Annotated in this window: 15 protein-coding genes and 1 pseudogene; 11 read left to right on the forward strand and 5 right to left on the reverse strand. The window is 61.0% G+C overall.

All coding sequences use genetic code 11. The annotated features are described in order from the left end of the window. Positions 1 to 39 precede the first annotated feature (39 nt). The 4 genes from G455_RS0120940 to G455_RS0120960 form a co-directional block, all read right to left on the reverse strand. A protein-coding gene (locus G455_RS0120940) for an IS3 family transposase (RefSeq protein WP_229861883.1) occupies positions 40 to 1,193 on the reverse strand; the annotation gives its coding sequence in 2 pieces (ribosomal slippage) (positions 40 to 941 and positions 941 to 1,193; 1,155 coding nt in all). Between the two features lie 77 nt (positions 1,194 to 1,270). Beyond that, on the reverse strand, positions 1,271 to 2,077 hold the full coding sequence (locus G455_RS24975) for a DUF3800 domain-containing protein (protein WP_051312671.1): 807 nt from the start codon (positions 2,075 to 2,077) through the stop codon (positions 1,271 to 1,273). A gap of 29 nt (positions 2,078 to 2,106) precedes the next feature. Next, a complete protein-coding gene (locus tag G455_RS0120955; protein WP_028095444.1) occupies positions 2,107 to 3,513 on the reverse strand; it encodes an argonaute/piwi family protein in 1,407 nt (468 codons plus the stop codon). After that, positions 3,510 to 4,952 (reverse strand): SMEK domain-containing protein, encoded by a 1,443-nt coding sequence (locus G455_RS0120960; protein ID WP_028095445.1) that lies wholly within the window; start codon positions 4,950 to 4,952, stop codon positions 3,510 to 3,512. Before G455_RS0120960 ends, G455_RS0120955 begins: the two co-directional genes overlap by 4 nt. 375 nt (positions 4,953 to 5,327) lie before the next feature. On the opposite strand from G455_RS0120960, the gene G455_RS0120965 reads away from it, so the two are divergent. The 10 genes from G455_RS0120965 to G455_RS0121005 all read left to right on the forward strand — a co-directional run bounded on the left by G455_RS0120965 (position 5,328) and on the right by G455_RS0121005 (position 11,209). Then, positions 5,328 to 6,527, forward strand: a complete 1,200-nt coding sequence (locus tag G455_RS0120965; RefSeq protein WP_028095446.1) for a hypothetical protein — start codon at positions 5,328 to 5,330, stop codon at positions 6,525 to 6,527. Between the two features lie 93 nt (positions 6,528 to 6,620). Beyond that, a complete protein-coding gene (locus tag G455_RS0120970; protein ID WP_007803268.1) occupies positions 6,621 to 7,121 on the forward strand; it encodes a hypothetical protein in 501 nt (166 codons plus the stop codon). A gap of 96 nt (positions 7,122 to 7,217) precedes the next feature. Then, complete coding sequence (locus G455_RS24980; RefSeq protein WP_035367154.1) at positions 7,218 to 7,736, forward strand: hypothetical protein; 519 nt, start codon at positions 7,218 to 7,220, stop codon at positions 7,734 to 7,736. Positions 7,737 to 7,833: 97 nt separating this feature from the next. Continuing rightward, entirely contained in the window at positions 7,834 to 8,325 is a 492-nt protein-coding gene (locus tag G455_RS0120980) for a DUF6878 family protein (protein WP_028095447.1), read from the forward strand. 10 nt (positions 8,326 to 8,335) lie between these two features. Continuing rightward, complete coding sequence (locus G455_RS0120985; RefSeq protein WP_028095448.1) at positions 8,336 to 8,713, forward strand: DUF6915 family protein; 378 nt, start codon at positions 8,336 to 8,338, stop codon at positions 8,711 to 8,713. Position 8,714: 1 nt separating this feature from the next. Beyond that, positions 8,715 to 8,912 (forward strand): hypothetical protein, encoded by a 198-nt coding sequence (locus G455_RS24985; protein ID WP_035367151.1) that lies wholly within the window; start codon positions 8,715 to 8,717, stop codon positions 8,910 to 8,912. A 75-nt stretch (positions 8,913 to 8,987) separates the two neighbouring features. Beyond that, on the forward strand, positions 8,988 to 9,407 hold the full coding sequence (locus G455_RS0120990; protein WP_028095449.1) for a hypothetical protein: 420 nt from the start codon (positions 8,988 to 8,990) through the stop codon (positions 9,405 to 9,407). Continuing rightward, complete coding sequence (locus G455_RS0120995; protein ID WP_028095450.1) at positions 9,400 to 10,044, forward strand: hypothetical protein; 645 nt, start codon at positions 9,400 to 9,402, stop codon at positions 10,042 to 10,044. Before G455_RS0120990 ends, G455_RS0120995 begins: the two co-directional genes overlap by 8 nt. Before the next feature lie 65 nt (positions 10,045 to 10,109). Beyond that, positions 10,110 to 10,511, forward strand: a complete 402-nt coding sequence (locus tag G455_RS0121000; RefSeq protein WP_028095451.1) for an MbcA/ParS/Xre antitoxin family protein — start codon at positions 10,110 to 10,112, stop codon at positions 10,509 to 10,511. After that, complete coding sequence (locus G455_RS0121005; protein WP_028095452.1) at positions 10,508 to 11,209, forward strand: RES family NAD+ phosphorylase; 702 nt, start codon at positions 10,508 to 10,510, stop codon at positions 11,207 to 11,209. The genes G455_RS0121000 and G455_RS0121005 overlap by 4 nt, the downstream gene beginning before the upstream one ends. Positions 11,210 to 11,429: 220 nt before the next feature. On the opposite strand, the gene G455_RS0121010 is transcribed toward G455_RS0121005, so the two are convergent. After that, positions 11,430 to 11,726: a hypothetical protein gene (locus G455_RS0121010; RefSeq protein WP_028095453.1), complete on the reverse strand. Its 297-nt coding sequence runs from the start codon at positions 11,724 to 11,726 to the stop codon at positions 11,430 to 11,432. A 177-nt stretch (positions 11,727 to 11,903) separates the two neighbouring features. On the opposite strand from G455_RS0121010, the pseudogene G455_RS24990 reads away from it, so the two are divergent. After that, a pseudogene (locus tag G455_RS24990) lies at positions 11,904 to 14,516 on the forward strand (strawberry notch-like NTP hydrolase domain-containing protein); the annotation flags it as partial. Positions 14,517 to 14,658: the final 142 nt, after the last annotated feature.

Genomic DNA, 14,658 nt, shown 5'->3' on the forward strand with positions numbered 1-14,658 from the left:
TGAGCTACTCCCCATCTCTTGGACAGGATCTGGTGTAATTTAAGCTACTCGTTGCATCTGCTGATCGGGTTGGTTGATATCATTTCTCTGCCAGTAAACCAGAGCCGGTGGCTTGCCGCCGAGGGCTGAGTGCGGGCGCTGGTGGTTGTAAAAGGTCATCCATTTCCGGATGGCCGCCTTTGTTTCCGAACCGGTCTCCCAGGCATGCAGGTAAACGCACTCGTATTTCAGGGTGCGCCACAGCCTCTCGATGAAGATGTTGTCGAGGAACCGGCCTTTTCCATCCATCGAGATGCGCACGCCGGATCGGCGGAGCCGATCGGTCCAGACGAAGGATGTGAACTGCGCCCCCTGATCAGTGTTCATGATCTCGGGCGGCCCGAACTTGTGGATGGCCTCGTTCAGCGCTTCGACGCAGAAGTCGGCCTCCAGCGTGTTCGAGATCCGCCAGGACAGAACCTTGCGGGTGTGCCAGTCCATGATCGCCACGAGGTAGAGGAACCCACGCCGCATCGGCAGATAGGTGATGTCCGAACACCAGACCTGGTTCGGACGTTCCACCCGCAGCCCTCTGAGCAGGTAGGGATAGGTCTTGTGGCCCTTCGCCGGCCTGCTTGTGTTGGGCTTCTGGTAAATCGGCATGAGCCCCATCAGGCGCATCAGCCGCCGGATGCGCTTCTCGTTCACCAGATGGCCGTCGTTGCGCAGGTGCCAGGTCATTTGCCGGACGCCGAAGAACGGGGTCTCCAGGAACTGCTCGTCGATCTGCCGCATCAGGCCGAGGTTCTGTTCGGTCTCGCCCTTCGGCTCGTAGTAATAGGACGAGCGCGCGATCGACAGCAGCTTGCACTGCTGGCCGATTGACAGGTCCGGGTGGTCAGGCTCGATCATGCCGCGCCTCACTTCCCGCCCCAGGGCTTCAGCTTTCGTTCCAAAAAAGAGTTGGCCACCGCCAGCTCCCCGATCTTGGCGTGGAGCTCCTTCACCTGCTCCTCGTCAATCTCCGGCTTCTTGCGACTCCCGCGTTCGAACACACCCGAGGCACCTTCGAGCAGGGCTCGCTTCCATTGATGGATCATCGTCGGATGCACCCCGAACCGGCTCGCCAGCTCGGCCGCCGTCTCTTCACCCTTCAGGGCTTCCAGCGCGACCTTCGCCTTGAACTCGGGCGCGTGCTGTTTCCGTTTCGACATCTCTGATCTCCTTCTCGTCGAAGATCAGCAGACTGCAAATCGTAGCTTATGTCAGTGTCCGAATTTCGGGGGGTAGCTCACTCGGGCATCCCAGGACCCATACTCTGTTTGTGCCCCCGTAACCGGCGATAGATGTCCGCTAGTTCGCCTTGAGCTCCGTTGAACTGGGTCTGCCGATCGACGACAATCTTGCGGACTTGCCGGGATTGCTTCCTGGCTTGGATAGCGCTGTATTGGAGCACCTGTTGGAAGCCGACCAGGTTCGGAGAGATTTGAAGCGCGCTGTCTTTGTTGCCGGCGCCGTAGTCAATCTCGAACGGGTTCGCTGCAGCCCAACTCAACGCGCCCGAAATAAGTTCACGTGAACGGGCGTCTCGTAGTCGACCGAGGCGTTCTTGGAGGGCTGCGCATATTCCTTGCAAGGCTTCCGCAGCTCTAGCGGCGTTGGTCTCCTGACGCGCTGCCCAAGCCGCCTTCGCCGTCTCCTCGTCGAAGAGGTTAGCCACCTTGAAGACGAGGACGTATCGCAGCGGCGTCCAGTAGTGGTGCCACGGGACCGCATCGTTGAGGCCTGCATCGAATACCTGATCAAAGAAGGTGATAATAGCGTGGTCGGGTTTCACGATCTTGTAGAGCGAGAAGCGCACGTCGCGTTTAAGCGCGAAACGACCGAGGCTCAGCGCAACGTCCGACAGCCTTCTGACGCCCAACTCATTCGCATGCAGCCGTTCGACGCCCAGCTTTGCGCGGGCTGCTCGGAGCAGCGGTTCGGCGGTGACATCAAGATTCGTCTTCGACGTGATTAACCCGTAGTAAAGGACGGGCTGAGCCGGATCGAAGAGGTTGGCCCCCGTATTGCCGCTCTCGTCAACATAGCAATACATCTCGTACTCTAAACCTCGATCGCAGTCTTTTACATATAGAAGCTGTAGCTGACCTGCGGTCGTTCCTTCGAATCGACGTACTTCATGATGTCACCGATCTTGCTGGCGCATTCGAGCGTGATCGGCAGACGTCCATCAAGTTGCGTGTTGTTCCAGTTCATCTTCGTGAGCCCAAGAATTTCTTCGCAGAGGCCCTCCAATGACGAATCCTGATCGTAGGCCGTCACCCTAACAGGGCTGGGCACGTACATCCCCGGATAGGTCTTGTAGAAGTCCACCGTGCCGCGCGTGTAAAGGATGCCGTCAGACTCGGACATCGTCAGAAGCGTACCACGCTTGGGCGGGTAGTTCTTGTCCCCGAAGAGGCGGATGTCGGTGCCGGTTATCGCCACGAAGTCGCGTGAGCGGACCCCCTTTTCCTTCAGCGCACGGCGGAACCCGGCCTGCTCACTATCGCGGAAATGGCTAGATTTGTGGATTACGACGCGAGCCGGCATGTGCTGGAGTGCTCGATCATACTCTTCCAGGGCATCGCGCAGTAGCTCGTAAGCTTGCTCCTCCGACAGGTAGGGACGGCGGTTCTTTTTGTCGATCGAGACCGGGGTACCCCGTAAAATGATACCGTGGCCGAACTCATCGAAGACCTGCGCAAGGCTTGATGAGACTGTCTCGCCGTCTCGGCTCTTGTAGAAACCGATTCCGATGTAGCATGACGTCGGCTTGGCGTTGTCCTCGACAAGTCGCCAAGGAATCGTGCGGTTGCCTTTGTAGTAGAGCGCCGTTGCAAAGTTCCACGCCTTGGTCGCCGGATCCTGCTGATCGCCGGACTGCTTGGTAATGAGCATGGTCTTCTCACGCACGAGCTGGAGCGGTGTGCCCAAGTGCATGCACCGCGCCTTCAGAATGCGCCTGAAATTGTGCTCCAGTTCATCGTTGGACGCCTCACCCTCGGTCCTCGTCGTGACAGAGTCGAACAGTTCATTCGGCAGGACGCAGACGATGACGTCGACCGCCCTGTTCTCCGCGAGAAATCGTACCTGCTCGTAGAAGAGATTGACTGCACGCTCGATCCGGTCCGCCCGCGTTTCGAGCTTCAGCGCGCTGGTGATCTCCGACTTCTGCAACGGTCTGGTGTACTGCGGCGAGTTGATGATGCGGGTTAGGAAACCATGATCCGGGCTAATGCCGCCAAACCCGCGAAAGAGGTTCGGCAGCTTCGAGCCGGCCTTGCGCTCCACGCCGGCCCTGCATTTTGCAAGCCATTCATCCAGAAGGTCGATGCCCTCACCGCGTCCGACGACGCCGATCCTCAATTCAGTGCGGCGCAACTCATCGCGCTTGTCGTAGACCCCCATCTGCTCAATACCGGTGCGCGGACAGATGTGAGTGCCAGTGCCGAACTCTAGCAAAGGTTCTGCGAGCGTAGTGAGCTTCATGCCGCCACCTCATCGGGATCATCGGCATTCTCTTCGACGACACCCTCCACCTCGTTCATCAAAGCCTCAGCCTCAGTGCCTTGGTTCGTCTCGAACTGGATAAGCGACTGGTAGCGGATCTCCGATGTACCCACTCCGTCCTCAGTCAAGCTGGCGAGGAAGTAGGCGACGAAGCGAACCTGATCCCGCACGGTCGAATTGTGTTCTTGACGCTTCTGCTTCGAAAGTAGGTCCTCATGCCAGTTTGATCGCCTGTAGCCGTTGAAAGAGTAGTACCAACTCGGGACGATCTCCGCATACCACGCATCCTCGAATCTGATGAACGACAGATTGAAGGACAGGTGCTGATGATGCGCTACCTTGGTGGGGTCCTTCTTCTGTTGGATGACCTTGTAGACGCGCCGCTCGGACCTTTTCTTGCCGATCCACGCCTCCTTGCGCTCTTTCTGTCCTTCCTGGCTCGGGCCAAAGAAAAAGAACCTATCTTTTGAGTGCAGACGCACCTGTTTGCTCTTCAGGCGCTCTTGGGTCTGCGCGACGAGGAGCTGTTTGAGGATGTTTACGTTCTCGATCTCCGGCGAGTCGGAAAGGTCTGTCACGTCCAAGCGTTCGATTGATCCCGCGTCGATAACCGCAGCGACCCCTGTTTGTTCCATGTCCTCGAACGCGAAGAGTCTGCCATCGTAGTAGACCCAAGCGTCCGTCTCAACGCCTTCCAGTAGCAGAGCCATTTTGATGGTCGAACGCCGGTTCGTTGAGCGGCCACCATAGTTCAACTCGGCCTTCGCCCGCGTGATGACCGCCTTATCGTCAATCGTGAGTTCAGCGACGTAGACAGATGCGGGAAGCTCAATAGCCTGTAGGTTCGACGTGATCGTGGTCGGCGTCTCGATGGTCTCAGCGCTAAAGCTGATGAAGGCTTCGGTCTCGCCCAGGATGTGCTCGAATTCCTTTAGGATTCGCTCCTGAGCGGTGACGCGTAGGGCGGACACCTCCCGAAGGAGATCGCCAAGGTCGATGATGTGCTTTTTGCAGTTGAAGGAGAGCTGGTCTGTCAGCAGCCCGTCGATCGCCGCTTGACTGTAGGAGGACTGCTTTGGTGTCAGCATCAAAACGTAGAGTTCGTCGAAACTGTTGTAGTAGGCGCGGTCCATGAATTGCTGGACGGTCGACTTCACCTTGTCGAGCGTCGTGGTCGAGGTGATTTGGAACGCCACCCGATCGTGGTCGTCACCGAGGTCGATTCCGGGGTAGTTTTTTCGCTTACGGTTTAAGTTGATGAGGTTCGGAAGATTGTAAGTCGCCTTCAGGATTGGGATGAACGCATCTTCGAGGGCCAAGTTGATATCCGTGCGCCCTTGGGCGGTCGCCAGTTCGACCTGGCGCTCCAAGCGAGTGACTACCTCACGGAGACTGTTTTCGACCGTCAGCTGCCTCATTGCCCCTCCTTCAACAAACTTTGTTAGTACAGAATAGGAACATCAGCGGAACATTTCAAGCTATTGCCCCCTTGGGTAGAGGCGTGGGTAGCGTGAAGTGTGACGATGCAGCAGGTCACCCCGGGGCGCTGTACCTCTGCATCCTGCGAATCGGAAACAACTTGCGAAACGTTTCGCTAGATAAATTTGCTGTACTAGAAATTCGTTCACCATGCAGCGTGAGTCCGCTTCGCCCCGCAATGAGGCGGTTCGTGGCGTCAGTCCCGAACGTCTGCAATCGAGGCATGGGTTCAAGAGTGAGAGCAGGGTTGGTTCCTTTGCGACAGGTTGAAGGCTGGGAGAGTGGCTCCCGGCGCTTGTCACGGAGGAATGCCGATGGGCGTTGTTGAAGTTCTGGATCCGGTCGCACCGGTGCGGGCTGGTGGCTGGAAAGTGGATGTGAGTCGGGGGGAGCGGAACGGGCGGGTGTCGTCCGAATGGTTCAACCGGCCCGATGATGAGCGGTACCTGTCGCTCGACGATCTCTGGGCCAATGTGAAGGGTCGCTCCGAGCGCAGCCGCAGCCGGGTGGTACAGACCGCCGATATCAAGGTCGAGGCCGCGCGCGACAACGCTGAGCGGTTGCACCTGATGCTGCCGAAAGCGCATGAACCCGTTGCGCCCACACATTGGGCCTTCGGCCAGCTCGCCAGCATTGTCGGCGCGCCGGCCTCCTACCTGCGGCAGTTGCCCGCGCCGCTGGCGGGGATCAACCTGCAATACGGCCTGACCAACCACCGCGCCGAGCAGGTGAAGACCTTCGAGACGGAGGATGGCCGGACCGAACTGCGCGCCGTGACCGGTCCCGACTACGGCCGCATCCATGACTTCGAGCTTGTCGAGGCGGTGCAGCGCATCGCGGGCAATGGCACGGGCGATACGCGCTGGAAGGTGCCGGGTGTGCTCGACTGGTCGACCGGGGTCTACAACCCCGATGTCGAAATCAGTCGCGACACGACCACGCTCTACGCCTCGGACCGCGATGTCTTCTTGTTCCTGGTCGACGATCGTAATCCGATCGAAGCGGGCAAGCTGGCGGACGGCTCGCCCGACCTCTACTTTCGGGGATTCTACTGCTGGAACTCCGAGGTGGGGGCAAAGACCCTCGGCATGGCGAGCTTCTACTTGCGGGCGGTGTGCCAGAATCGGAACCTGTGGGGCGTCGAGGATTTCCAGGAGATCAAGATCCGCCACTCAAAATACGCCGCCGCGCGCTTTGCACATGAGGCGGCGCCCGCGTTGACGCGCTTCGCCAATTCCTCGCCCCAGGGGTTCGTGAACGGCATCAAAGCGGCGCGGCAGCAGATCGTGGCGCGCAGCGACGAAGATCGTGCGGATTTCCTGCGCAAGCGCGGCTTCTCGAAGGCCGAATCCGGCAAGATCATCGAGAAGGTACTGATGGAAGAGGGCCGCCCGCCCGAAAGCATCTTCGACTTCGTGCAGGGCATCACGCGGCTTGCGCGCGACAAGACCCAGCAGGATGCGCGGCTCGACATGGAAGGGCGCGCCAAGAAGCTCCTCGACCGCGTTGGTTGAGGTGGCGACCGGAGGCGATGTCGCCTCCGGTCTCGTTCCTGTTTCATCGATCTGCTACTGTGCCCGACACGTTTAGGTGTTGGAAGTACGCGCATGGAAGAAATTGATTGGTCAGATCGTGCATTTTATGATGACGGTGAATGGGTTACCTGGTCGGAAATCGACGAGCAGCTTCGCTACAAGGAGTGGGGCGCTAAATACCCGAACGCGATCAGGTCTATGATCCCATATTTTGAGGATCTCCTGTCCCTCGCGGAAAGCTATCACCTCGAGACCGGCCTACACCTCTCTGTCTACGGCGATATCGGTGAGCTGTTCGGTGCTATCACGTACGGTATCAAGCTGAACAAGACCTATGCCCAGGGTGCTGACGGAAGACTTGGCAATGATCATGTCGAGGTCAAGACCATTACGCCATTCAAGACAAAGGATGTGGTTGTGGTCGATACAAATGGGCATTTCAACAAGCTCTTGGTTGTAAAAATCAACGAGGATTTTCAGGTCTCGGGTCGGATGATCGACCGGAAAGATCTTCCAAAGCGCGAAGGGCGCTACTTGCGGGTTCGATGGGGCGATTTACCAACGCCGAAATGATCGGCCCGATCAGCGACAGAGAGTCCGAGGGGGCGGTTTGGTCTTTGACGGTTTGAAGCGGGGAGAGAGGCTCTCCGCACCGTCGGAGATATGCCCATGTTCGACCTTCCCCTCCAAACTCAGCCGGAAACACAGAAGACAGGTTTGCCGCCGAGCTTCCTGACTATTTTTGCAGTTCAAGACTTGCCGTTGGCGCTCACGGCGGCTTGCCATGCGCCCGCAGCTCTCATGTCCGGGCAGGCACACCCCAAGGTACTGGAGCGGTTTGCCACGCTGGCCGAGGCCATGGAGGGGGCAATCGTTCACGCCGAAGATATCACACCTGAAGACGCTCCGCGCCTCCTGGCAATCCTCGATCGGGAGGGCCGCCTCGTTCTTGCCGGGGCTGCCAATGATGGCGGGGTCGCATGGTGCCACCCGGTCTCGGATGCTGCCGAAGCCCGTGCTGTCGTGTCCGAGGCCAGCCAGACCCGCGCGCAGGCCATACGAGCGGCCGAGTGGCATGAACATGGCCTCGCGCGAAGGCTGCGGCACCACGCCGACCTTCTCGATGCCCGTCTTGTCGATCCGCTCTGGCGCGCCTTCGCGTCTCACGCCCTGCAGATCGCGGCGTGACGTCCAAGAGACAGAGAAGGGCAGGGGAGGATGTGAACCTACGAGGACGAGAGAGAGCCTCGGGGTTCAGATCGTTTCCCTCATTCCGGAGTTTCCAATGTCCAAGATCGAACCCACCCTGGCCGCGCCGATGGCGCCGTCCAGGATTGATTTCACTGCTGTGCTGGCCCGGCAGGCCGAGCGCGACGCACGGATCGCAGCTTTGCGTCCGGCCAACAAGGAGCGTCTCTTCGATGGCCTGACTGCCGCGGGCATCACCCATGTGACCGTGAGCTTCGACGGCTATGGCGATAGCGGCCAGGTTGAAGGCATCAGTGCCTACGCTGGCGAGACCGAGGTTGCTTGCCCCAAGACCGAGATCGCCTATGCCGCATTGACCTGGGACGACCCGGAGGTCGAGATGCGGGCGCTTTCGCTGGAAGATGTCGTGGAGCAACTGGCCTACGACTTGCTCTCCGACACCCATGGCGGTTGGGAAAACAACGACGGGGCTTACGGCGAATTCTGCTTCGACGCGAGCGCTCGCACCATCCACCTCGAGTTCAACGAGCGCTTCACCTCGTCCGAACTCACCGCCCACGATTTCTGAGGGGGCTGCGATGGCACATCCCTACCACCACGCCCTCTCCTCGGTGAAGAAATGGGGCGGTACGGTCGACGACTTCGTGGCTGTGCATGCTTGGTTTGACCAGAGCAAGGAGATCACAGCCGATTTTCGGCACCGGGCGCTGCGCCACCATTCGGAGGGCATCTTCATGGCCGAGACGATTTTCGGCCCGACCCTTACGCTCTCGACCGGACGCATCATCCCGACCCGCTGGGTCGGCGAGCAGCATGTGAAGGAGGACCTCGGCTTCATCCCGAGCTTCGCCGATTGGGTGAAGGCCATTCGGCCCGAGCCTTGGATGGGTCGAACCGAACGGATCGAGGCACGGGTCGATCCACATCTCGTCTCGCCCGTGGTCGAGGTCACGTGACATGACCGATCCCACTTATCTAAGTCTTGGCTTGCCGCCGACCGCTTCGCCACTGGCAGTGGTTCGCGCGGCGGTCCGGGCGCTGCACCCCGACACACGCGCCGTTTGCGGCCTCCGGACCGCGCGCAAGCGTTTCTACCGGCAGATGCTCTGCGCGCATGCCGCACGACAGGCGGCGGGCGACAGTCTCACCGGCTGATCGTCCCCAACCACCCCTTCATTCGAACACAACGCCCGGCCGCCCGGCCGGGTTTTCCCCATTCAGGAGGTCCCCATGGCGGATTACTTCACCCATTTCTCATGCCTGATCGACGTCGGCAGCCCCGACAAGGCCGCCCGCGCGCTCGCGCTGTTTCAGGAACTCCGCGCTGCGGATCAGGACGCTGACGACCCAGATGTCGCTGGCTTCGATCTCGTGCACCAGGATGCCCCCGAGGGCAGCAGCCTCTGGATCCATGATGACGAACACGGCGATGTCGAAGCCGTCATCCGCTTCGTCTTGCGCCTCGCCGAAGACCTCGACCTCACCGGCCTTTGGGGGTTCCAGTATGCTCTGACCTGCTCCCGGCCGCGGCTCGACGCCTTTGGCGGCGGTGCGCATGCCATTGATCTCGGGGCGCGCAAATCCATCGGCTGGACTAGCAGCCAAGAGTGGCTGGCCGCTGCGCTGAACGGGGAGGACGTCGATGCCTGAGATCATCTGCACCACCGTCTACCAGTTCCCCGAGCTCTCGGATGCCGCCAAGGAGAAGGCCCGCAACTGGTATCGCGACCTCGGACTCCACGACGACTGGTGGGACGCGGTCTATGAAGATTTCCAGCGGGCCTGCGAAATCCTCGGCATCTGCCTGAAGACCACCGCCGTCCGCCTGATGGGTGGCGGGGCGCGGGCCAAGCCTTGCATCTGGTTTTCCGGCTTCTGGAGCCAGGGCGACGGGGCCTGCTTCGAAGGCTATTGGTTCCACGCCAAGGGTGCGGCCGCGCGCATCCGGGACTACGCCCCGACCGACGCGACGCTGCATGGCATCGCCGACCGTCTGCAGGCCATCCAGCGCCGGAACTTCTACCAGCTCGCCGCCGAGGTCAGCCATCGTGGCCGCTACTATCACGAATACACCATGTCAGTGGACGTCACACGGGACAGCGCGACCTGGCAGCCGCCGACTGAGGACGCGGAGGAAGTCGTGACCGAGGCGCTGCGTGATCTGGCCCGCTGGCTCTACCGCCAACTTGTAGCCGAATACGACCATCTCACCTCGGACGAGGCCATCGAGGAGGGGATCATCGTCAACGAGTATACGTTCACGGAAGGAGGGCGGCGGTTCGGGTAACAGTGATCAAAGCGTAAGGTTCATTTGATCTTTACAGTAAGTCCATATGGACTATATTGAGGCCAATGGAGGACGCCATGTACGTTGCAGAGAAAATCCGGGAACCCGCACAGATCAACGCCGTCGCGTTGAAAGCTTATGCACGCGTAGCCGATGCTTGGGGTCTCAGTCTCAAGGAAGCAGCTGGCCTTGCCGACATGTCAGAGAGCACGTGGAAGCGCGCCAAGAAGCCGGATTTCGCCGGAGAGCTCACCAAGGACCAACTGCTGCGGCTCAGCGCTGTAATTGGCATCTTCAAGTCGCTCGAACTCTACTTTTCGGAGCCTCTGGCAAAAAGCTGGTTCACCCGACCGAATAAGGGGCCGCTCTTTGGTGGAAGCCGACCAGTCGACACCGCCATCGACGGGGGGTTGCCGCAGATCCTCGCGGTCCGGACCTATCTTGATGCGTTGCGTGGTGGGGCATGAAGCAGACCGAGATTTCCGATCGCGGTCTCGTTCGTCTCCTGCCCGCCACTTACCACAAGCCACCATCGCTGCGCGGTCTCGTCGATACGGATGACGAGATGGAGATCTTGGCAGAGATCGAGGGCCTGACCAGTGGACGTCTACAGGCCGAACGCGGGCGCAACCCGCATCTGGACCCGCGCGAACTCGCTTGGCAACGCCGCAGCCGCGATCTGCGCATCTATGGGGACAGTCACGTCAACGCAGCCTTCACTTACACCCGCGCCGGCGGGAATCGCTTCAACGCCGAGGAGCGCGGCGCGTGGTACTGCGCATGGGACGTGATGGTTTCTGTCAGCGAAGTGGCCTGGCACCGCACACGCGAACTCGGCTTTACCGGCAGCTTCCACGACAGCGCTCGCTATGTGGAATTGCTGGCCGACTTCATCGGCGTCTTCGACGACATGACCGATGAGGCAGGTCATCCGGCGCTGCATCCGGATCCGGCTGTCGGGTATCCCGAGGGCCAAAGCCTGGCACAACATCTGCGTCGGGGTGGATCCAAGGGCCTGATTTACCCTTCGGTCCGGGCTCCTGCACCGGGCGGTAATTGCCTGGTTTGCTTCGAGCCCCACGCAATTCAGAACGTTCGTCCGGGCGCGTCTTGGGATCTTGTGTGGGATGGGACACCGCACTACTCGATTGCGGCCGTCGGCTGACAAGTTACAGCGCATGCGCCTTTGGGGGGCCGAAGAAATGAAACAGGCAAACGACAACAGCGCGGACGTCACGAACTTGAAGCCATGTGACCATCAGCCGTTCTTTGAGGCGTTGGACTGTCCGCCCCCACCGACCGACACACTACGAGCAGCGTTTCGTAGGCGGAGGGAAACTCTGGTGGATTCTTGCGCCGACAAGCCATCCACCAGCTGACAACCGTCACTTGTTCCCGTCGATCCACTTCGACATGAGCCCCTTGTCGCGGAAGCATTCGTCCGGAACGGCGCGCCGTTTGATCCGGGCGAGCTTCTCAGCGAAGGCCACCTGCCTGGAGGTGGGCAGCTGGTCCATGTCCGATACCGGCTTCAGCCGGGCCTGAGCCTCGATCCAAGCGCTCAAAGATCGCCGGTCTTGCTGAACCTCCCAGGGCAGGAGCGTCCGGTTGCGCAGGGCGAGCGACCGCGCATAGGCGATCTGCTTGGGCGTTGCGGGCAGGGCGTGCTTGTTGCTTTCCATGGTGGAACCCCCTTTCTGGCTTGGTTCTGAAAATAGAACATAACAAGAACATAATCAAGCCAAGCGTCGGGAACGCCTTGGTGCGAGAGGGAGAGAGGGACCGGGAAAGATCAGGTCCGAGGCTGCCCGAGAGAGGGCGTACGGGCCTGATCCTGTCCTTCATTCCGGAGTTTCCCGATGACCCATCTTGCCCCCGTTGCGCAGGCGTCCTTGCCTGCGCCCATTGTCCCGTTGGCAGCAAATCCTGCCCTTGCGATCGTTGCTGTTGCCGAAGCGCTGCAGCCCGATCTGGCGCAAGGGCTTCAGATCGACGCGCTGCGCCTGCGCCGCGAGATGGAACATGCCTTTGGCGGTTCCGATGCGACCGGTGCTTGGGACTGGAAGCTCGCCTATGAGGCGGGCGAGGTGGCGCTGATCCTCTTTCTGCGAAAGTTCGGTCGGGCGCTGCTTGCGCGTGCCGGCTCGCCTGCGGCGCTCTTGCCGATCCTCGCCAAGGTGGCAGGCCTCTTGCCCACGCACACCCGGCGGTCGGAAGAGATGGAGCGCTTTCAGCAATTCTCGACGCCGCTGCCCATGGGGCTCGCGGCTGTGGCGGCAGCACAGATCACGCCCTATGATCTTGTCCTAGAGCCGTCTGCCGGGACCGGGCTTCTGGCGATCCTCGCCGAGATCGCCGGCGGTACTCTGGCTCTGAACGAGTTGGCGGACACCCGCGCCGACCTTCTTCGCTTGCTGTTCCCGGGCCGACCGGTCACGGGGTTTGATGCCGCGCAGATCGATGATCATCTCGACGCCTCCTCAAGCCCGAGCGTCATCCTGATGAACCCGCCCTTCTCGGCCCAAGCCAATGTCGATGGTCGGTCGACCGAGGCGACGGCCCGGCATCTGCGCTCGGCCCTCGCGCGCCTGGCCCCCGGCGGACGGCTCGTCGCCATCACCGGAGCCGGTTTCGCGCCGGATGCGCCTGCCTGGGCCGAGACCTTCGGCCGTCTGACCGAGACCGCCCATCTCGTCTTCACCGGCGCGGTGTCGGGCGCCGCTTTCGCCAAACATGGGACCAGCTTCGAGACGCGGATTTCTGTCTTCGATAAATGCCGCGGCGGCGAGCCGGGCGGCATCACGACTGACCTGCGCCAACCCACGTCCCCGGACGTGGCGCATCTGATGTCCCGGATCACCGCAGAGGTTCCGCCGCGCATCGAACTGGATCCAGCTCCTGCTTCGGGGCAGGGCCATTCTTCCCCCTTTCCGGGAAATTCTCACCTCACCACCCGCAAACCCGTCAACCGATCCCGCGCGACCTCCGCAGCTCAACCGGCGAAATCAGACACACCGATCGAGGCCGAGGAACTAAACTACGCACTCCGCGACGCCGCCGAGGACGAAGACGCCGCACGGCTGTCCGACGCGATCTACGAGACCTTCCGTCTGCAGGCGATCGACATCCCCGCAGCGACCGGACACCCGACCAAGCTTGTGCAATCGGCGGCCATGGCCTCTGTCGCACCTCCGAAACCGAGCTATCGCCCCAAGCTTCCGGCGGCCGTCCTGCGCGACGGCCTGCTGTCAGACGCGCAGCTCGAGACCGTTATCTACGCGGGGGAGGCGCATGGCGCGCGTCTCGCGGGCTCTTGGACCGTCGATGAGACCGGAGACGTGGTATCCGCAGCACCGGAGGACGCCGCTGACGCTATCGGCTTCCGCCGGGGTTTCTTCCTCGGCGATGGCACCGGGGCGGGCAAGGGCCGCCAATCGGCCGGGATCCTGCTCGACAATTGGTGCCAGGGCCGCCGCAAGGCGCTCTGGATTTCGAAGAGCGACAAGCTGCTGGAAGATGCGCAGCGCGACTGGTCGGCGCTCGGGCAGGAGCGCCTGCTGGTCACGCCGCTCTCGCGCTTTGCACAAGGCCGCGACATCCCGCTTACCGAGGGCATTCTCTTCACCACCTATGCGACGCTGCGTTCGGAAGAACGAGGTGGGAAGAAATCCCGCGTCGACCAGATCGTCGACTGGCTCGGGGCGGATTTCGACGGGGTGATCCTGTTTGACGAAAGCCATGCCATGGCGAATGCCGCAGGAAGCAAGGGCGAACGCGGCGACACGGAAGCCTCGCAGCAGGGCAGGGCGGGCCTGCGGCTCCAGCACAAGCTGCCCAATGCCCGCGTGGTCTATGTCTCCGCTACAGGCGCGACGACGGTCCACAATCTCGCCTACGCGCAGCGTCTCGGGCTCTGGGGCGGGGAGGATTTTCCATTTGCTACTCGCGCCGAGTTTGTGGAAGCCATCGAGGCTGGCGGTGTCGCGGCGATGGAGGTTCTGGCCCGCGACCTCCGGGCGCTCGGCCTCTACACGGCGCGGTCGCTGTCCTATGACGGTGTCGAATACGAGATGCTGGAACACGCGCTTAGCCCCGAGCAGCGCGGTATCTACGATGCCTATGCCGGGGCCTTCGCGATCATCCACAACAACCTGACCGCGGCGTTGGAGGCGGCGAACATTTCTGGCGCGGCCGACGGGCCGAGCGGGTCGGGCACGCTGAACCGCCAGGCGAAATCCGCTGCGCGGTCAGCCTTCGAGTCAGCCAAGCAGCGCTTCTTCGGCCATTTGCTCACTTCGATGAAGACCCCCATGCTTATCGCATCCATCGATGCAGATATGGCTGCGGGTCACGCGGCGGTCATCCAGATCGTCTCGACGGGTGAGGCACTGATGGAACGCCGCCTGTCGGAGATTCCGACCGAGGAGTGGAACGACATCCGGGTCGACATCACGCCCAGGGAATATGTCTTATCCCGAGCTCCGGATAAGACATAATATGCCGCGTCAGCATTATGCTGAGTTCGGGGCTTCAAGCTGTTGTTCTGGTGATTCATTTTCAGGTTTCCGCTTTGGATAATCATGATGCCTCTGCTCTCAACCGCAGAAGGACATC

It is taken from the genome of Pseudodonghicola xiamenensis DSM 18339 (genome assembly GCF_000429365.1).
In the GTDB taxonomy this organism is placed as follows: domain Bacteria; phylum Pseudomonadota; class Alphaproteobacteria; order Rhodobacterales; family Rhodobacteraceae; genus Pseudodonghicola; species Pseudodonghicola xiamenensis.